Raw genomic sequence first — 17,682 nt, 5'->3', positions numbered from 1 at the left:
CCGCCTCAGCTCTGCATGAGCCGCTTCTGTTTGCCGACGCTCATGATGATGCCCACGCCGAGCCCGAGCGTCACGAGCGCGGTCCCGCCGTAACTCATGAACGGCAGCGGCACGCCGACCACGGGCAGAATCCCGCTGACCATGCCGACATTGACGAACGCGTACGTGAAGAACGACATCGCGAGTGCGCCGGCTAGCAAGCGCGCGAACAATGTCGCGCCGTTCGCCGCGACATAGAGTCCGCGCGCGATCAGACATAAGTAGAGAAAGAGCAGCGTGACCCCACCGACGAGACCGAACTCCTCGGAGAACACGGCGAAGATGAAATCGGTGTGCTTCTCGGGAATGAACTCGAGGTGCGCCTGCGTGCCCTTGAGCCATCCTTTGCCGAGCATGCCGCCCGAGCCGATCGCGATGACCGCCTGAATCGTGTGGAAGCCCTGGCCGAGCGGATCCGACTGCGGGTCGAGCAGGATGCAGATCCGATGCTTCTGGTAGTCGTGCATCATCGGCCACTTGACCTCGGGCTGGCAGATCTTGCTCTCGGTCGCGACGACGGTCCCCGCGCCGATCACGATCGCGAGCAGGACCGGCAGGATCAGCTTGAAGCTCAAGCCCGCGAAATAAATCACGAACAGACCCGACGCGAGCACGAGCACGGCCGTGCCGAGATCGGGCTGCTTCGCGATCAGCCCGACCGGGATCGCAAGCAGGATCAGGCCGACGATATAGTCGAACCACTTCACGACGCCTTCGCGCTTCTGGTAATACCACGCGAGCATCAGCGGCATCGCGATCTTCATGACCTCGGACGGCTGGATCACGACGCCGACGTTGATCCAACGCTTCGCGCCCTTGCGCGTGAGACCGAACAGCGCGACGCCGACAAGCAAACCGATGCCGACCGTATAGAGCGGTACGGCGAGTTTCATCAGCGTCTGCGTCGGGATATTCGCGATCGCCCACATCAAGGCGAACGTCAGCAGGATATTGCGGACCTGGTCCTCGACGCGGCCCGGCATGTCGAGGCTCGCGCTATAGAGCGTGACGATGCCCACGCCGAGCAGCAGGAACATGAACAGCGCGAGCGGTTTGTCGAAGCCGATGAACAACCGCTTGATGTGCGTGAAAACGGCGCGTGAATCGAGTTGCATAAGGGACCTCGTCAGTCGTCGCCGTTGGGGCTCGCGTGAGACACGGGCGTGTTGCCGCCCGTATCGACGCCGTTCAAGTTGACGCTATGGTCGTCCGCCGGCACGTCCGCGTCGGCCGGCGAAACCGTCACGCGGGGAGCGGGCGCTAGCGGCGCGCCCGTGTTGTCGGCCGGCGTCGTCGGCGCATTCGGCAGCGGCCGCTTCGGCGCCGCCTTGTCCGAACGCGGCGGCGTCGCTTCGGCCGCACTCGCGGCGGCACCGCTCGTGCCGTTCACACCGCTCGCACCACGCGGCACGGCGGCCGCGCCGCTTGCCGCGGACGCGGGCTGCGCGACACCGACCGCCGATGCCGCGATCGCGGCCGCCGTCGCGGCGCTTCCACCCGGCAGGGCCGCCGCGACCGACGCAGGCAAGGCGGCCTGCAGCGGCGTTTGCGGTCCGCCGCCGATGACGGGCGCCGTATCGACGCCGCCGCCCGACGCATTCGAATCGGCGACCGCGTTCGCGACCGCCGCGGCGAGCACGCCGGGCTTGAAGCGATCGATCATCCAGTAATCGAGCACCGCGCGCGCGACCGGCGCGGCGGCTTCCGCACCCCAGCCGCCGTTTTCGACGATCAGCGCGAGCGCGATCTGCGGCTTCTCGACCGGCGCGAACGCGGTGAACAGCGCGTGGTCGCGCCGGTTTTCAGCGACCGCGCTCGCATGATACTTCTCGCCGCCGAGCGAATAGACCTGCGCCGTCCCCGTCTTGCCCGCGACCTCGTACTGAACGCCGCGGAACGGCTGCGCGGCCGTCCCGTTGAGAATCACGTTCTGCATCGCGTGCTTGATGAAGTCGATGTCCTGCTGCTTGACGTCGATCTTGCCCGTCGGATCGGAATCGACCGTGCGGATCTGATGCGTGATCGGGTTCTCGATCCCGCTCACGAGGTGCGGCGTCATCACGACGCCGTTGTTCGCGAGCGTCGCGACCGCATGCGCGAGCTGCAGCATCGTGAACGAGTTATAGCCCTGGCCGATCCCGAGACTGATCGTTTCGCCTTCGTACCACTTCTGCATCTCGGGACGCTTGTAGGCGTGACGTTTCCAGTCGGTCGACGGCAGGATACCCCTGGCTTCGCCCTCGATATCGATGCCCGTGATCTGACCGAAGCCGAACGGCTTCATGAAGTCGGAGATCGCGTTGACGCCGAGGTCGTGCGCGAGCATGTAGAAGTAGTCGTCGTTCGAGACCGTGATCGCGCGATTCATATCGATCCAGCCTTGCCCCGTGCGCACGTCGTTGTGGAACACATGGCCCGCGAACGTGTACGAACCCGTGTCCTGGAAGCCCCACTCGGGCGTGCGCTTGTGCAGCGTCAGCGCGGCGAGCGCCATGAACGGCTTGTACGTCGAACCCGGCGGGTAGGTCCCGCGCAATGGACGATTCAGCAGCGGCTTGTCGGGCGAATTGTTGAGATCGTCCCAGGTCTGCTGGTCGACGCCGTCGACGAAGATATTCGGATCGAAACTCGGCGCGGACACGAAGGCCAGCACTTCGCCCGTCGAGGGATCGATCGCGACGAGCGCGCCCTTGCGATCGCCGAACGCGCGCTCGGCGGTCTCCTGCAGGCCGACGTCGAGCGACAGCCGCAGATTGTTGCCCGGCGTCGCCTGCGTGCTCGACAGCGTACGCACGGGCCGGCCGCCGGCCGTGACCTCGACTTCCTCGGAGCCCGTCAGGCCATGCAGTTCGGTTTCATAGCTCTGCTCGACGCCGATCTTGCCGATGTAGTCGGTCCCCTTGTAGTTGTTTTCGTCGAGCCGCGGATCGTAGTGATCGGGATCGTTGTCGTTCTGCTCGCTGGCGGCCTCGATATGATCGCGATCGCGCTGCGAAATGCGGCCGATATAGCCGATCGCATGCGCGAACGTCGTGCCGAGCGGATAGCTGCGGAACAGCCGCGCGCGCACGTCGACGCCCGGGAAGCGATAGCGCTGCGCGGTGAATCGCGCGACCTCGTCGTCGGTCAGCCGCGAACGGATCGGCAGGCTTTCGAAGTGCTTCGAATCTTCGAGCAGCTTCTTGAAGCGGCGCCGGTCGCGCTCCTCGACGGGGATCACGCGACCCAGTTCGGTGATGACCTGATCGAGCGGCGCATCGAGTTTCGATGGCGTGATTTCAAGTGTGTACGCGGAATAGTTGCGCGCGAGGATGATGCCGTTGCGATCGGTGATCACGCCGCGGTTCGGCAGGATCGGCGCGACCGAGATCCGGTTCTCGTCGGCCTGCAGCGAATATTCGCTGTACTTCCAGATCTGCAGATAGACGAAGCGAAAGCCCAGCAGTCCGAAGCAGAGCATGACGAAGAACGCCGCGCCCGCCACGCGCAGGCGGAAGCGGGACAGCTGCTGTTCGGTGTTCTTGAACTCGGTCATGCTGGGCGCGCCGATCAGATCGGCCGCGTATCGTCAGGGTCGGACGCGCGCTTCTGCGGCGCGAGCAACAGCAGGCTCGCGACCGGCCAGAGCAGCGCCTCGACGAACCCGTCGACGAGATAGCCCCAGCCCGGGAACGCGGCGCCCGCGAGCAGGCGGATCACGAACGGCACGAGTTGGGCGAGCACGAGCAACGGCAGCACATGCAGCGCCTGCACGGGCAGCGAGAACCAGAGCACGCGGCGATGCAGCGAGATCGCGCCATACGAAAGCAGCGTGTACGCAAGCGCGTGTTCGCCGAACAGACTCGCGTCGTGGACGTCCATGAGGATGCCGAGCACGAACGCGATGCCCATGCCGACCTTGCGAGGCTGATGAATATTCCAGAACAGCAGCACGACGGCGACGAAATCGGGAATCCCGACCGTGCGGCCCCAGGGCAGGAAATTGAGCACGAACGCCGCCGCGATGCTGAACGCGATGAACGACGGGTTGACCGGCAGCAGGATGTATTGCGGGCGGCTCATTCGTCGATCCCCCCGCGTGCGGGTACGTGCGGGCCGTCATCGGCGGGCTTGGCGGGCGCCGGCGCGCGCGGTGCGGCCTTCGCGGCAGGCGCAGACGATGCCGCCGCGCTGGCTGCCGCGGCATCCGACGCCGCCGGTGCGGCCGGTGCGGGCTTGGCGACCTGCGCGGCCTTGGCCGACGAGGCGGCCGAAGCCGCCGACGCTTCGGCTGCGACTTCAGCCTGGCCCGACGCGTGCCCTCGCAAGTGGCCGTGCGTATCGCCGTCGAAGCTGACGCTGCCCGCGACCGTCTGCGCGAGCGACGCGTCGCTCGCGGCCACGCCGACCGCCGCGCCCGATGCCTCGCTCGACGCCGACGCCGCCTTGTTCTTCGATTTGGCGTCCTTCGACGTCGCCTTCGTCTGCGGACCGTTGATCTGCTCGCCGACCGCGCTGTCGGGCGGCGGCGGCAACAGGACGTTGTCGTAGTGCAGCACGAGCACCTGACGCTCGCCATGAATCGGCGACACGGGCTCGCAGAGCACGCGCGTGAACGCCGTATCGGTCTTGCGATCGACGCGCACGACGCGCGCGACCGGCAGGCCGGCCGGATAGACGCCGTCGAGACCGCTCGTCACGAGCTGGTCGCCGACCTTGACGTCGGCCGAGATCGGCACGAAGCGCAGGTCGAGCCCGTCGCCGGCCGGCGTGCCGTAAATGACGCTGCGCAGCCCCGTGCGCACGAGCTGCACGGGCAACGCCTGATCCTTGTCGGTCAGCAAGGTGACTTCGGCCTGCAACGGGTAGACGCGCGTGACCTGACCGATCACGCCGTTTTCGTTGACGACGGGTGCGCCGGGCTGAATGCCCGCGGTCGAACCATGATCGATGATGACCTTCTGCGTGAACGGATCGCGCGTGTCATAGGCGATTTCGGCGGGCACGCTTTGAATCGCGGAGCGCCGCGTGAGTTCGAGCAACGCGCGCAGATGCGCGTTTTCGGCTTCGAGCTGTTGGGCCTGACCCGCGTGAAGCGCGAGCTGGAGATTACGCGACTTGAGTTCGGTGTTCTCGCGATGGAGCGCCGTGCCGGTCACGAAGAAATCCGCGACGGCAAGGCCGATGTCGCGCGGCACGAGCGCGGCGCGCTGCAGCGGATAGAGCCCCGTGCCGATCACTTCGCGAATCGCCTCGAGCGTGCGAAACCGTGCATCGGAGATCAACAGGCCGAGCGCAAGCGCGACGAAGAAGATCAGGCGCGCAAGCGCCGAAGGGCCCTGTTTGAAAAGTGGCGGCGGACTGTATTCCATGAGCGTCTGCGCCGGTCAGGATGACGGAGTGCGTGAGCGGGTCGAATGCAAGGGCAACGTCGGGAACCGCGCGGCTTCGCCCTGTCCGAATGCGTCTGCTGCGAAACGGCTCCCGCGGGAGCCAGTCGGCGTTTGCACTGGGGTGGCGGACCGGCGGTCGACCCGGATCAGCGTTGCGGCTTCATTCGTACGAGAAGATGCTGCCCAGTTTGTCCATCCGCTCGAGCGCCATGCCGGAACCCCGCACGACGCACGTAAGCGGGTCTTCGGCCACGAGCACCGGCAAGCCGGTCTCTTCGGCGAGCAGGCGATCGAGATCGCGCAAGAGCGCGCCGCCGCCCGTCAGCATCATCCCCCGTTCCGCGATGTCCGCACCGAGTTCGGGCGGCGTCTGTTCGAGCGCAATTTTTACCGACGACACGATCTGGTTCAGCGGGTCGGTCAGCGCTTCAAGTATTTCGTTGCTCGAGATCGTGAAGCTGCGCGGAATCCCTTCCGACAGGTTACGTCCCTTGACTTCCATTTCCTTGACTTCGGAACCCGGGAACGCCGAGCCGATTTCCTTCTTGATCGCTTCGGCGGTCTGTTCGCCGATCAGCATCCCGTAGTTGCGGCGGATGTAGTTGACGATCGCCTCGTCGAACTTGTCGCCGCCCACGCGGACCGAGCCCTTGTAGACGATGCCGCCCAGCGAGATCACGCCGACTTCGGTCGTGCCGCCGCCGATATCGACGACCATCGAACCCGTCGCTTCCGAGACCGGCAGGCCCGCGCCGATCGCGGCAGCCATCGGCTCCTCGATCAGATAGACCTGCGAAGCGCCCGCGCCGTGCGCGGCTTCCTTGATCGCGCGGCGCTCGACCTGGGTCGAACCGCAAGGCACGCAGATGATGATGCGCGGCGACGGCGAGAACATCCGCGACTCGTGCGCCATCTTGATGAACTGCTTGATCATCTGCTCGGTGACCGTGAAGTCGGCGATCACGCCGTCCTTCATCGGACGGATGGCTTCGATGTTGCCCGGGACCTTGCCGAGCATCTGCTTCGCTTCCTTGCCGACGGCCTGGATCGTCTTCTTGCCGTTCGGGCCGCCTTCCTGGCGAATCGAGACAACCGAGGGCTCGTCGAGCACGATACCCTTGCCGCGCATGTAAATCAGCGTATTTGCCGTGCCGAGGTCAATCGCCAGGTCGTTTGAGAAGTAACTGCGCAGAAAACCGAACATTCAAAATCCTGTGTCGCTTCGGGTCGAACGCGCGAGGCGCGCCGACAGCGGAAAAAAATAACAGCTTCGTGGGACCGCGGGCCGCCCTCAAGCGGGTGCTGCGCGAACTCGAAGCTGCCGATGACTTGACCGGCCGTCCTGCCTACTGCCTTGATTACCGAGGCTGCTCCGGGCAGCCGACACGATCACCGAAACCGTTTTTCGCGCAAGCGGATCCTGTCGGAATCCTTGCAATCGGTTCGGTCATCCGTCGTTCGCGCGACATCGGCGCGAACTCAGGCGAGGCAAGCTCGTCCGGATTTGAGTTTAGGGCGTAATCATACCTTATAATTTTGGCTATTTTGAAGGGAAATGGCGACGCTTCGCCTTGTTCTTGCTCGTGTTTTCCCGTCCCCGACCCCCGCGTCGCCATTGCGTTCGACAGCACGACAATGGTGGCCGTCCGATCCATTTTTTCCGGTGACCGCATGTCCCTCACTTTGACCGACGTCAAACGGATCGCGCATCTGGCGCGCCTCGAGCTCGCCGATGACGCGGCCGAACGCACGCAAACGCAACTCAATCATTTTTTCTCGCTCGTCGAGCAAATGCAGGCGGTCGATACGGCCGGCATCGAACCGCTCGCGCACCCGATCGAGCAGATCCAGTCCGTCGCGCTGCGCTTGCGCGACGACGCGGCGACCGCCGTCATCGATCGCGATGCGAATCAGGCGCCGGCGCCGGCCGTGCAGGACGGGCTCTACCTCGTGCCGAAGGTCATCGAATAGGGACACGCCGACGCAGCGCGCTGCGGCAGCCGCATCGCGGACAGACGCGACGCGCGCCGGTCGCACGCGATGACGGCCGATTCGTCGGCGTGTTGATTTGCCGATGCGCCGATGCGGGCCCGACCGCCCGCGTGCCGCACCGCCGCACAGACGGCTCCGGGATCGGTCGCACCGACGCCCGCGGCGCACCGGTCGGGCGCCCCGATGCCGGACCGCAATGCCGGACCGTATTGAAACCGCCGAACTGGCGAACTGGATCCAGATCATGGTTGAAAAGAGTCTTACAGCCCTTCGCACCGCACTCGACACCCGCCAGGTGTCCGCGGTCGAACTCGCGCAGGAATCGCTCGCGGCCATCGAGGCCGCGCGTGAACTCAACGCATTCATCGACGTGAACCCCGAGCCGACGCTCGCCGCGGCCAAGGCCGCCGATGCGCGCCTCGCGCGCGGCGAATCGGGCCCGCTCGTCGGACTGCCGATCGCGCACAAGGACGTCTTCGTCACGCGCGACTGGCGCTCGACGGCCGGCTCGAAGATGCTCGACAGCTACCGGAGCCCGTTCGACGCGACGGTCGTCGAACGCCTCGCCGCGGCCGGCATGGTCTGCGTCGGCAAGACGAATATGGACGAGTTCGCGATGGGCTCGTCGAACGAGAACTCGCACTTCGGTCCGGTCCAGAACCCATGGGATCGTCGCGCGGTGCCCGGCGGCTCGTCGGGCGGCGCGGCGGCAGCCGTCGCGGCACGCATCGTGCCCGCGGCGACCGGCACCGACACGGGCGGCTCGATCCGCCAGCCCGCTTCGTTCACGGGCGTCACGGGGATCAAGCCGACCTATGGCCGCGTGTCGCGCTACGGCATGATCGCGTTCGCGTCGTCGCTCGACCAGGGCGGTCCGTTCGCGCAATCCGCGCACGATTGCGCGCTCCTGCTCAACGGCATGGCCGGTTTCGATCCGCGCGATTCGACGAGCCTCGAGCATCCCGACGAAGACTTCACGCGCGCGATCGGCAAGGGCTGGAACGGCGGCACGAACGCGGCGAAGCCGCTCGACGGCCTGCGCATCGGTCTGCCGAACGAGTACTTCGGCGACGGCCTCGCAAGCGACGTGCGCGACGCCGTCGAGGCCGCGCTCAAGCAGTACGAGGCGCTCGGCGCCGTGCGCGTCCCGGTCTCGCTGCCGAAAACCGAGCTGTCGATCCCGGTCTACTACGTGATCGCGCCGGCCGAAGCGTCGTCGAACCTCTCGCGTTTCGACGGCGTGCGTTTCGGCCATCGCGCCGCGCAGTACACGGATCTGCTCGACATGTACAAGAAGTCGCGCAGCGAAGGCTTCGGCGAGGAGGTCAAGCGACGCATCCTCGTCGGCGCCTATGTGCTCTCGCACGGCTACTACGACGCCTACTACCTGCAGGCGCAGAAGATCCGCCGAATCATCGCGAGCGATTTCCAGCAGGCGTTCACGCAATGCGACGTGATCATGGGTCCGGTCGCGCCGACCGTCGCATGGGATCTCGGCGCCAAGGGCGACGATCCCGTCGCGATGTATCTCGCCGATATCTATACGCTGTCGATCAGTCTTGCGGGTCTGCCGGGCATGAGCGTGCCGTGCGGTTTCGGCGCGAACGGACGCCCGGTCGGTCTGCAGATCGTGGGCAATTACTTTGACGAAAGCCGGATGCTGCAGGTCGCGGATGCGTTCCAGCGTGCGACGGACTGGCACCTGCGGGCCCCTGCGCTCGCGACGGCGGGAGTATGACTATGCAATGGGAAGTGGTGATCGGCCTCGAGACGCACGCTCAGCTCTCGACGGTCTCGAAGATTTTCTCGACCGCGTCGACGCAATTCGGCGCACAGCCGAACACGCAGGCTTCGGTCGTCGACCTCGCGCTGCCCGGCACGCTGCCGGTCATGAATCGCGGCGCCGTCGAACGCGCGATCCGTTTCGGGCTCGCGATCGGCGCGACGATCGCACCGCGTTCGATTTTCGCGCGCAAGAATTATTTCTATCCCGACCTGCCCAAGGGCTATCAGATCAGCCAGTACGAAATCCCCGTCGTGCAGGGCGGGACGCTGACAATCCAGGTCGAAGCCAATGCGAAGACCGGCAAGCCCGCCTATGAAAAGGTCGTCGAGCTCACGCGCGCGCACCTCGAAGAAGACGCGGGCAAGTCGCTCCATGAAGACTTCGAGGGCATGACGGGCATCGACCTGAATCGCGCCGGCACGCCGCTGCTCGAAATCGTCACGGAGCCCGTCATGCGCAGCGCGGCCGAGGCCGTCGCCTATGCGAAGGCGCTGCATTCGCTCGTCACGTGGCTCGGCATCTGCGACGGCAATATGCAGGAAGGATCGTTTCGCTGCGACGCGAACGTATCGGTACGGCCCGTCGGCCAGGACGCGTTCGGCACGCGCGCCGAGATCAAGAACCTCAATTCGTTCCGCTTCCTCGAAGAAGCGATCAACTTCGAGGTACGCCGGCAGATCGAACTGATCGAGGACGGCGGCACGGTGGTCCAGGAAACGCGGCTCTACGATCCGGACCGTCGCGAAACGCGCTCGATGCGCAGCAAGGAAGACGCGCACGATTACCGCTATTTCCCCGATCCGGACCTGTTGCCGCTCGCGATCGACGCCTCGTGGATCGAGCGCGTGCGCGCGGACCTGCCCGAGCTGCCCGAAGCCATGCAACAGCGCTTTGCCGATCAATACGGGCTCGCGCGCTACGACGCGGGCGTGCTCACGGCGTCGAAGGCGGGCGCCGCGTATTTCGAAGCGGTCGTCGCAAAAGCCGGCGTCGCGCATGCGAAGACGGCGGCGAACTGGATCATGGGCGAACTCGCGTCGCAACTGAACAAGGACGGGCTCGAGATCGACGCGTGTCCGGTCAGCGCGGCGCAACTCGCGGGCCTCATCGCGCGGATCGCCGACGGCACGATTTCGAACAAGATCGCGAAGGAAGTCTTCCAGGCGATCTGGGACGAACGCGCGACCGACGACGGCGCGGCCGACCGGATCATCGAAGCCAAGGGACTCCGGCAGATCTCCGACTCGGGCGAACTCGACGCGATCATCGACGCCGTGCTCGCGGCCAATCCGAAATCCGTCGAGGAATTCCGCGCGGGCAAGGAGAAAGCGTTCAACGCGCTCGTCGGCCAGGCGATGAAGGCGACGAAGGGCAAGGCGAATCCGGCGCAGGTCAACGAGCTCCTCAAGAAGAAGCTCGCGGGCTGATCGATCTGTCATCGTCGCGGTTACCGATGCGGAGTTTCATCCTCACTTGATCGAAGGAGTGCCCATGTCGAAGGTCACGATCGACGCGTTCCGCGTCCCGCATTTCAAGGACAAGACCGCGTCCGAAGGCAAGAACGGGAGCTTCAAGCTCGCGTCGTACGACTGCGCCGCCAAACCGTTCTCGGCGGGCGGCAAGGACGCGGATCGCCAGCAGCTCTCGGATCTGAGCCTGGAACTCGACGTGCTCCAGGACCGCATGCACGCGCAGACGCGCGAGCGCGTGCTGCTCGTGCTGCAAGGCATGGACACGAGCGGCAAGGACGGCACGATTCGCGCGGTGTTCCGTGAAGTCGATCCGTTGGGCCTGCGCATCGCGGCGTTTCGCGCGCCGACGCCCGACGAGATCGCGCACGATTTCCTCTGGCGCGTGCATCGGCATACGCCGGCCGGCGGCGAGCTCGCGATCTTCAATCGGAGCCACTACGAAGACGTGCTCGTGCCGCGCGTCACGGGCGCGATCGACAAGGGCGAGTGCGAGCGCCGGTACGCGCATATCCGCCACTTCGAATCGCTGCTCGCCGACACGCATACGACGATCATCAAGTGCTTCCTGCATATCTCGAAGGACACGCAGCGCGAGCGTCTGCAGGCGCGCGTCGATGACCCGACCAAGCACTGGAAATTCGACCCGAGCGATCTCGAGGCGCGCCAGTACTGGGACGACTATCAGGCCGCCTACGAAGACGCGCTCGCGGCGACCTCGACACCCGAAGCGCCGTGGTACATCGTGCCGGCCGATTCGAAGACGCATCGCAACGTGATGGTCGCGACGATCCTCGCCGAGACGATGCGCACGCTCAAGCTCGAATATCCGCCCGCGAAACACGATCTCGAAGGGATCAAGGTCAAATAACGCGGGCCGCTCCCGATCATCGCGGACACGCTCCGCACCCGTGGCCGCGCGCGTGCTCGACGCGCGGTCCGGACTCGAACACGAGGACTCATCGATGCTGAAGATCGTCGCGGCCAATCTGAACGGCATCCGTTCGGCGGCCAAAAAGGGCTTTTTCGAGTGGTTCGGCACGCATGCGGCGGACTTCGTCTGCGTGCAGGAACTCAAGGCGCAGCAGGACGACATGACGCCCGAGTTCCTTGCGCCGCATGGCTATCGCGGCTATTTCCAGCACGCGGTCAAGAAGGGCTACAGCGGAGCGGGTCTGTACACGCGGCACGAACCCGATGACTTCATCATCGGCTTCGGCAGCGAGGAATTCGATCCCGAGGGGCGGTATGTCGAAGTCCGTTACGGCAAGCTCTCGATCGTCTCGGTCTACGTGCCGTCGGGTTCGAGTTCCGAAGACCGGCAGGCCGCGAAATTCCGCTTTCTCGACGTGTTCCTGCCGCATCTGACCGAACTGCGGCGCGAGCGCGAAGTCGTGCTGTGCGGCGACATCAACATCGCGCACAAGGAAATCGACCTCAAGAACTGGAAGGGCAATCTGAAGAACTCGGGCTTCCTGCCCGAGGAACGCGCGTGGCTCACGAACCTGTTCGACAACGTCGGCTACGTCGACGTGCATCGCTCGATCGATCCGCGCGAGGAACAGTACACGTGGTGGAGCAATCGCGGCCAGGCCTATGCGAAGAACGTGGGCTGGCGCATCGATTATCAGATCGCGACGCCGGACATCGCCGCGACGGCGAAGTCCGTTTCGGTCTTCAAGGACATCAAGTTCAGCGACCACGCGCCGCTGACGATCGAATACGACTGGACATTGCGCTGACGCGCGGGACTCGACGCATGCTGGCACTCGACACCATCGATCTGCGCGACGACCCCGACGCGCATGAATACGTGAAGGACGAAATCGTCACGGTCGCGTTCGCGCGCGAGGACGGCGAGCTTCTGAGCCGCGAGGGACCGAATCGGTACCGCGCGGGCGACGCGCTGATCACGGGATCGACCGGCGACCGCTGGAGCGTGACGCGCGATCGCTTCGATCTCAAGTACGTGCCCGTCGCACCGACGCTCGCGGGCGGCGACGGCCCCTATCGCGCGCGGCCCGTCGCCGTGCTCGCGAAGCAGATCCACGAACCGTTTTCGATCGCGCGCGTCGCGGGCGGCGATCGACTCAAGGGCGTCGCGCACGACTGGGTCATGCAATATGCGCCCGGCGACTACGGCCTCGTCGAAAACGCGCGTTTCAAGCAGGTCTATCGGCGCAAGGTTTGAGGCTAGCGCGACACGATGACGTTGCGCTGCACGTTCGCGTTGCCCGCGGCGATATTGATGCCGATATTGCCGACGCTGTCCGAGAGCGCACCCGCGCCGAGCGCCGCGATCGCGACACGCACGGGCATCGCGCCCGCGCTTCCCCTCGCCGCGGTCGTCTCGTTGACGGTCACGGCGGACGGCGCGGTCGGGTTCCCGTTGCCCGAAGCCACCGACTCGCCCGTTTTCACGATCGTCAACGTGTTGTCCTGCCGATTGCCCGTGCCGGCCGCGATATTGACGCCGACGTTCCCCGTCACGTGAGCCAGCGCGTCCGCGCCGACCGCGGCGACGAGCCGCGACGCGAACACGTCGCCGGATGCATCGCCGTCGGCCGTATCCGCGTTCGCGGCCATCGGCGCCATCGTGAGCGCGCCCGCGATGGCAACGGCCATCGCCGACACTGCGCAGCGTGAATTGAATTGCATGACTGAGCCTCCCGTTCACGACCGGCGCCGGCCGGCAACCGTGTCGATGGCCGGTTCGTTCCGGCCTCCTGAACGAGATATCGGCAATCGCGCCGGGAGCTTGAACGCCCGATGATTGCCGATAACGCATGAATCAGGCGTTTGGATTCGCGCCTTGAATACGCATCGTCCGCGTGCGTCGCCGATCGCGCGCCGTCCATGCGAGTCGCGCCCCGATCGACAGGATCGAGGCCGGATCAACGATCGGATGCGTTGAGCTTCGACGTGACCTTCGGCGTGCGCTTCGACTCGCGCACTTGCTCGAATCCGCGATGGGCGGCCTTTTCATAGATCGCGAGCATGTCGGGCTGCCGCCGCCGGAGATCGTCGATCCGCGCCATCGTGATCGGGTGGGTTTCGGCGAGTTCGACGGGCATCCGGTGATCGATTGCCGCGATGCGCTGCCAGAGCGTGACGGCCGCGCGCGGATCGAACCCCGCGCGCGACGCGATCTCGGTGCCGATGACGTCGGCCTCGCGCTCGTCGTCGGCGTCGTAACGCAGATCCGGAAAACCCGATCCCGAATCGAAATCGAAGTCGCTATAGCCGAACAACTGCGGCGCGCTCAGCGTGCCGCGGTAGCGGCTCAGCATCGACGCGTCGAGCATCACGCGCGCGTGTTCGCGCAGCGCGTGCGCGATCTCGTGTCCGATCAGCATCGCGAGTTCGTCGTCGGTCGGACGCAGCTTGTCGAAAAGCCCCGTGAACACGACGACCTTGCCGCCGGGCATGCAATACGCGTCGAGCCGCGCCGAGCGCACGACGTTGACTTCCCAGGTCCACTTGCTCGCGTGTTCGTTCCATTTGAACGCGTAGGGCGTCAAGTCGTCGACGATGCCGCGCACGCGTCGCACGCGCGGGTCTGTCTGGGCGAGGGCACGATGCTGCGCGAGCGCGTCGCCGATGAGTTGCCGGTATTCGATCGATGCGATCTGCTCGAGCATCGCATCGGTTGCCGCGCCGCGTATCGCCATCGGATTGCCGACGCGCAACTCGCCCGTCGGATCGCGGCTGTCGGCCGCCGGCGCTTCCGCCGCACGCGCGCCCATGCAGGCGAGCACAAGCGCCAGACCGCCGATCGCGGCCGCGGCGCGCGCCCGGCCCGCGATCCGTGCAATCCTGCCCGTCGTTTTCATGGATCGCGGCCCCATGGCGCCACGCGCGGCAGCATCAGGAGTCCCGGCACGGCCAGCACGACGCACACGACGAAGAACTCGAACCACCCCATCTGCGCGACGACAAAGCCGGCCCCCGCGTTCGCGAACGTGCGCGGCACCGACGCGAGACTCGTGAACAGCGCGAACTGGGTCGCCGTATAGCGCGGATCGGTCGCGCGCGCGATGTATGCCGTGAAGGCCGCCGTCCCGAGGCCGGCCGCGCCGGCTTCGAGCGCGATCACGAGCGCAAGGCCCGTCGTCGTCGGTCCGTGATGCGCGAGCCACGCGAATCCGGCCGACGAGAGCATCTGAAAGAGGCCGAAGATCCAAAGCCCGCGATTGATGCCGAGCCGCACAAGCCAGACGCCGCCCACGAGTCCGCCGACGAGGCTCGCCCAAAAACCGACCGTCTTCGCGATCACGCCGATCTCGGTCTTCGTGAAACCGAGGTCGATATAAAACGACGTCGCGAGCGAGGTCGCCATGCTGTCGCCGAGCTTGTAGAGAAAGATGAAACCGAGCACGAGCATCGCACCGCGCCATCCGTCGCGCGCGACGAATTCGCGAAACGGCAGCACGATCGCCTGCTCGAGCGTTTTCGGCGGCGCGCCGCGCACGGTCGGCTCACCGATCACGAGCGTCATGACGATGCCCGGCAGCATGAACACCGCGATCACGAGGAACACGGTCTGCCACGGCAGATGGTCGGCGAGGATCAGGCCGAGCGAGCCGGGCACGAGCCCCGCGACCTTGTACGCGTTGACGTGGATCGCCGTGCCGAGCCCCTGTTCGCGATCGGGCAGCAACTCGCGACGGTAGGCGTCGAGCACGATGTCCTGGCTCGCGCTGAAGAACGCGAGCAGCGTGGCGAGCGCCGCGACGGTCCAGATCGCGTCACGCGGCGACACGAAGCCCATGGCGCCGATCGCCACGGCCACGAGCACCTGCGTGACGAGCATCCAGCCGCGCCGCCGGCCCGGACGCCAGATGCCGAACGCGGGCACGAAGCGGTCCATCAGCGGCGACCAGACAAACTTCCACGTGTAGGGAAACTGGATCAGCGCAAACAGTCCGATCGCCTTGAGGTCGACGCCCGACGACCGCAGCCACGCCTGTACGAGACTGATGAGGACGAACAGCGGCAGGCCCGAGGTGAACCCGAGGACCACACAGATCAGCATCCGCCGGTTCAGATAGACGCGCCATCCGCCGGCGGCCGGCGGGTCGTCATGCGCGACAGCGGGTTCGGACGCGGGCGTGGCGGCGAGCGTATCTTCGTGCGGCGACGTCATGCAGGATCGGGCAGGTTCGTGTCAGCGGGCGCGGGTGACCCGATAGACCGCAAGGCTACCACGCCAGTTCTGCCCCCAAGCGATGGACGCGCCGTTGTGCAGGACCGCGCGGTCGAGGATCTCGATGCCGGTCTCGGGCGCGAGCGCCTCGAAGTCGCGGATCGTCAGGACCCGGACGTTCGGCGTGTTGTGCCATTGGAAAGGCAGCGACTTCGAGACGGGCATCCGTCCGCCGAGCACCGACACGCGATGCGCCCAGTAGCCGAAGTTCGGAAACGACACGATCGCCTCGCGCGCGACACGCACGGTCTCGCGCAGGATCGCGGCGGTCTGATGGATCGTCTGCAGCGTCTGCGAGAGGATCGCGAGATCGAAGCTCTGGTCCTCGAACAAGCGCAAGCCGTCCTCGAGGTTCTGCTGGATCACGTTGACGCCCTTGCGCGCGGCCTCGAGCACGCCCGCGTCGTTGATCTCGATGCCGTAGCCCGTGACATCGAGTTCCTCGGCGAGCAACGCGAGCAGCGACCCGTCGCCGCAGCCAAGATCGATCACGCTCGAACCGGGTTCGACCCAGCGCGCGATCACGCGGAAGTCCGCGCGCGGCGTCAGGTTGTCGATGACTTTCAGATAGCCTTCGCGGTTCATACCCCGACCTCCGCGGCGATGCGTTCGTAGTAGGCGCGCACGAGATTGTGATAGCGCGGATCGTCGAGCAGGAACGCGTCGTGTCCGTGCGGCGCGTCGATCTCGCCGTAGGTCACCGAGCGCTTGTGGTCGAGCAGGGCCTTGACGATCTCGCGCGAGCGCGCGGGCGCGAACCGCCAGTCCGTCGAAAACGAGACGACGAGGTAGTTCGCGCGCGTATGCGCGAGCGCGGCCGTCAGGTCGCCGTTGAATCGCTTCGCCGGATCGAAATAGTCGAGCGCGCGCGTAATCAGCAGATACGTGTTCGCATCGAAGAAATCGGCGAACTTGTCGCCTTGGTACCGCAGATACGACTCGACCTCGAATTCGATATCGAAATTGAAGTTGTAGTCGTCGTCGGCGCCTTCGGCGCGTCGGAGCGCGCGGCCGAACTTGGCGGCCATGTCGTCATCGGACAGATAGGTGATATGACCGATCATGCGCGCGACGCGCAAGCCGCGACGCGGTTTGACGTTATAGGCGTAGTAGTCGCCGCCGTGGAAATCCGGGTCCGAGAGGATCGCCGAGCGCGCGACTTCGTTGAATGCGATGTTCTGTGCCGACAACTTCGGCGTCGAGGCGACGACGATGCAATGGCCGACGCGATCGGGATACAGGATGCTCCAGGCGAGCGCCTGCATGCCGCCCAGACTGCCGCCCATGACGGCCGCGAAACGCTCGATGCCGAAGCTGTCGGCCACGCGCGCCTGGGCGTTGACCCAATCCTCGACGGTCACGACGGGGAAGCGTGCGCCGTACGGACGGCCGGTCGCGGGATCGGGGCTCATCGGGCCCGTCGAGCCGAAACACGAGCCGAGGTTGTTGACGCCGATCACGAAAAACCGGTTCGTGTCGAGCGGCTTGCCGGGACCGACCATGTTGTCCCACCAGCCGACGTTCGACGGCGCGTCCGCGTAGTGACCCGCGACGTGATGCGACGCGTTGAGCGCGTGGCAGACGAGCACGGCATTCGTGCGGGACGCGTTCAGCGTGCCGTAGGTCTCGACGGTCAGGTCGTAATCGGCGATCGAATGGCCGCTGCGCAGCGCGAGCGGCTCGGTGAAATGCATTTGGCGCGGCACGACGACGCCGACAGATGAATCCATGACTCGACCCCAGAGGGGCTAAAGCGTCGGCTGTGACTCGCGGTGGAGACCGCTGACGACCGCTTTAGCCGAATTTGTCCGAACCGTC

16 protein-coding genes are annotated in these 17,682 nt (G+C 65.7%); 6 read left to right on the top strand and 10 right to left on the bottom strand.

What is annotated here, in order from left to right:
• Nucleotides 1-5 precede the first annotated feature (5 nt).
• From rodA to D7S86_RS01165, 5 genes are all read right to left on the bottom strand, one after another.
• Entirely contained in the window at nt 6-1,154 is a 1,149-nt protein-coding gene (gene rodA, locus D7S86_RS01185) for a rod shape-determining protein RodA (protein ID WP_121082369.1), read from the bottom strand.
• Between the two features lie 11 nt (nt 1,155-1,165).
• Nucleotides 1,166-3,574, bottom strand: coding sequence for a penicillin-binding protein 2 (gene mrdA / locus D7S86_RS01180; protein ID WP_121082366.1), 2,409 nt, complete (start codon nt 3,572-3,574; stop codon nt 1,166-1,168).
• Nucleotides 3,575-3,588: 14 nt separating this feature from the next.
• Nucleotides 3,589-4,101 carry a rod shape-determining protein MreD gene (mreD, locus tag D7S86_RS01175; RefSeq protein WP_121082363.1) on the bottom strand — a complete coding sequence of 171 codons (513 nt, stop codon included), beginning with the start codon at nt 4,099-4,101 and terminating at the stop codon, nt 3,589-3,591.
• A complete protein-coding gene (mreC, locus tag D7S86_RS01170) occupies nt 4,098-5,390 on the bottom strand; it encodes a rod shape-determining protein MreC (protein ID WP_121082360.1) in 1,293 nt (430 codons plus the stop codon). Before mreC ends, mreD begins: the two co-directional genes overlap by 4 nt.
• Before the next feature lie 181 nt (nt 5,391-5,571).
• Complete coding sequence (locus D7S86_RS01165) at nt 5,572-6,615, bottom strand: rod shape-determining protein (RefSeq protein ID WP_121082357.1); 1,044 nt, start codon at nt 6,613-6,615, stop codon at nt 5,572-5,574.
• 467 nt (nt 6,616-7,082) lie between these two features.
• Between D7S86_RS01165 and gatC the strand changes: the two genes are divergently transcribed.
• The 6 genes from gatC to D7S86_RS01130 all read left to right on the top strand — a co-directional run bounded on the left by gatC (nt 7,083) and on the right by D7S86_RS01130 (nt 12,849).
• Nucleotides 7,083-7,382 (top strand): Asp-tRNA(Asn)/Glu-tRNA(Gln) amidotransferase subunit GatC, encoded by a 300-nt coding sequence (gene gatC, locus D7S86_RS01160; protein WP_121084176.1) that lies wholly within the window; start codon nt 7,083-7,085, stop codon nt 7,380-7,382.
• A 265-nt stretch (nt 7,383-7,647) separates the two neighbouring features.
• Nucleotides 7,648-9,141, top strand: coding sequence for an Asp-tRNA(Asn)/Glu-tRNA(Gln) amidotransferase subunit GatA (gatA, locus tag D7S86_RS01150; protein WP_121084174.1), 1,494 nt, complete (start codon nt 7,648-7,650; stop codon nt 9,139-9,141).
• On the top strand, nt 9,138-10,616 hold the full coding sequence (gene gatB / locus D7S86_RS01145; protein ID WP_121082351.1) for an Asp-tRNA(Asn)/Glu-tRNA(Gln) amidotransferase subunit GatB: 1,479 nt from the start codon (nt 9,138-9,140) through the stop codon (nt 10,614-10,616). Before gatA ends, gatB begins: the two co-directional genes overlap by 4 nt.
• A gap of 64 nt (nt 10,617-10,680) precedes the next feature.
• Complete coding sequence (locus D7S86_RS01140) at nt 10,681-11,529, top strand: polyphosphate kinase 2 family protein (protein ID WP_121082348.1); 849 nt, start codon at nt 10,681-10,683, stop codon at nt 11,527-11,529.
• A 94-nt stretch (nt 11,530-11,623) separates the two neighbouring features.
• Nucleotides 11,624-12,400, top strand: coding sequence for an exodeoxyribonuclease III (locus D7S86_RS01135; RefSeq protein WP_121084172.1), 777 nt, complete (start codon nt 11,624-11,626; stop codon nt 12,398-12,400).
• 17 nt (nt 12,401-12,417) lie between these two features.
• On the top strand, nt 12,418-12,849 hold the full coding sequence (locus D7S86_RS01130; RefSeq protein ID WP_121082345.1) for a PGDYG domain-containing protein: 432 nt from the start codon (nt 12,418-12,420) through the stop codon (nt 12,847-12,849).
• 2 nt (nt 12,850-12,851) lie between these two features.
• Here the strand turns inward: D7S86_RS01130 and D7S86_RS01125 are convergent, their stop codons facing one another.
• From D7S86_RS01125 to metX, 5 genes are all read right to left on the bottom strand, one after another.
• The gene (locus tag D7S86_RS01125) at nt 12,852-13,316 is read right to left on the bottom strand and encodes a hypothetical protein (RefSeq protein WP_147432171.1); all 465 of its coding nucleotides are present in this window, start codon (nt 13,314-13,316) and stop codon (nt 12,852-12,854) included.
• A 236-nt stretch (nt 13,317-13,552) separates the two neighbouring features.
• Nucleotides 13,553-14,491 (bottom strand): M48 family metallopeptidase, encoded by a 939-nt coding sequence (locus D7S86_RS01120; protein ID WP_158601830.1) that lies wholly within the window; start codon nt 14,489-14,491, stop codon nt 13,553-13,555.
• Nucleotides 14,488-15,804 (bottom strand): AmpG family muropeptide MFS transporter, encoded by a 1,317-nt coding sequence (locus D7S86_RS01115; protein WP_121082336.1) that lies wholly within the window; start codon nt 15,802-15,804, stop codon nt 14,488-14,490. Before D7S86_RS01115 ends, D7S86_RS01120 begins: the two co-directional genes overlap by 4 nt.
• A 21-nt stretch (nt 15,805-15,825) precedes the next feature.
• Nucleotides 15,826-16,449, bottom strand: a complete 624-nt coding sequence (gene metW, locus D7S86_RS01110; protein ID WP_121082333.1) for a methionine biosynthesis protein MetW — start codon at nt 16,447-16,449, stop codon at nt 15,826-15,828.
• Nucleotides 16,446-17,594: a homoserine O-succinyltransferase MetX gene (gene metX, locus D7S86_RS30050; RefSeq protein WP_121082329.1), complete on the bottom strand. Its 1,149-nt coding sequence runs from the start codon at nt 17,592-17,594 to the stop codon at nt 16,446-16,448. The genes metW and metX overlap by 4 nt, the downstream gene beginning before the upstream one ends.
• Nucleotides 17,595-17,682: the final 88 nt, after the last annotated feature.

Origin of the sequence: Pararobbsia silviterrae (assembly GCF_003628125.1) — a bacterium.
Lineage (GTDB): Bacteria > Pseudomonadota > Gammaproteobacteria > Burkholderiales > Burkholderiaceae > Pararobbsia > Pararobbsia silviterrae.
Note: the sequence above shows the minus strand (reverse complement) of the source record. Positions and strands in the feature narration are given on the sequence as shown.

Bases quoted from the DNA above. Each gene is read 5' to 3' on its own strand.
- rodA (WP_121082369.1), bottom strand. From the start codon at position 1,154: ATGCAACTCGATTCACGCGCCGTTTTCACGCACATCAAGCGGTTGTTC.
- mrdA (WP_121082366.1), bottom strand. From the start codon at position 3,574: ATGACCGAGTTCAAGAACACCGAACAGCAGCTGTCCCGCTTCCGCCTG.
- mreD (WP_121082363.1), bottom strand. From the start codon at position 4,101: ATGAGCCGCCCGCAATACATCCTGCTGCCGGTCAACCCGTCGTTCATC.
- mreC (WP_121082360.1), bottom strand. From the start codon at position 5,390: ATGGAATACAGTCCGCCGCCACTTTTCAAACAGGGCCCTTCGGCGCTT.
- D7S86_RS01165 (WP_121082357.1), bottom strand. From the start codon at position 6,615: ATGTTCGGTTTTCTGCGCAGTTACTTCTCAAACGACCTGGCGATTGAC.
- gatC (WP_121084176.1), top strand. From the start codon at position 7,083: ATGTCCCTCACTTTGACCGACGTCAAACGGATCGCGCATCTGGCGCGC.
- gatA (WP_121084174.1), top strand. From the start codon at position 7,648: ATGGTTGAAAAGAGTCTTACAGCCCTTCGCACCGCACTCGACACCCGC.
- gatB (WP_121082351.1), top strand. From the start codon at position 9,138: ATGACTATGCAATGGGAAGTGGTGATCGGCCTCGAGACGCACGCTCAG.
- D7S86_RS01140 (WP_121082348.1), top strand. From the start codon at position 10,681: ATGTCGAAGGTCACGATCGACGCGTTCCGCGTCCCGCATTTCAAGGAC.
- D7S86_RS01135 (WP_121084172.1), top strand. From the start codon at position 11,624: ATGCTGAAGATCGTCGCGGCCAATCTGAACGGCATCCGTTCGGCGGCC.
- D7S86_RS01130 (WP_121082345.1), top strand. From the start codon at position 12,418: ATGCTGGCACTCGACACCATCGATCTGCGCGACGACCCCGACGCGCAT.
- D7S86_RS01125 (WP_147432171.1), bottom strand. From the start codon at position 13,316: ATGCAATTCAATTCACGCTGCGCAGTGTCGGCGATGGCCGTTGCCATC.
- D7S86_RS01120 (WP_158601830.1), bottom strand. From the start codon at position 14,491: ATGAAAACGACGGGCAGGATTGCACGGATCGCGGGCCGGGCGCGCGCC.
- D7S86_RS01115 (WP_121082336.1), bottom strand. From the start codon at position 15,804: ATGACGTCGCCGCACGAAGATACGCTCGCCGCCACGCCCGCGTCCGAA.
- metW (WP_121082333.1), bottom strand. From the start codon at position 16,449: ATGAACCGCGAAGGCTATCTGAAAGTCATCGACAACCTGACGCCGCGC.
- metX (WP_121082329.1), bottom strand. From the start codon at position 17,594: ATGGATTCATCTGTCGGCGTCGTCGTGCCGCGCCAAATGCATTTCACC.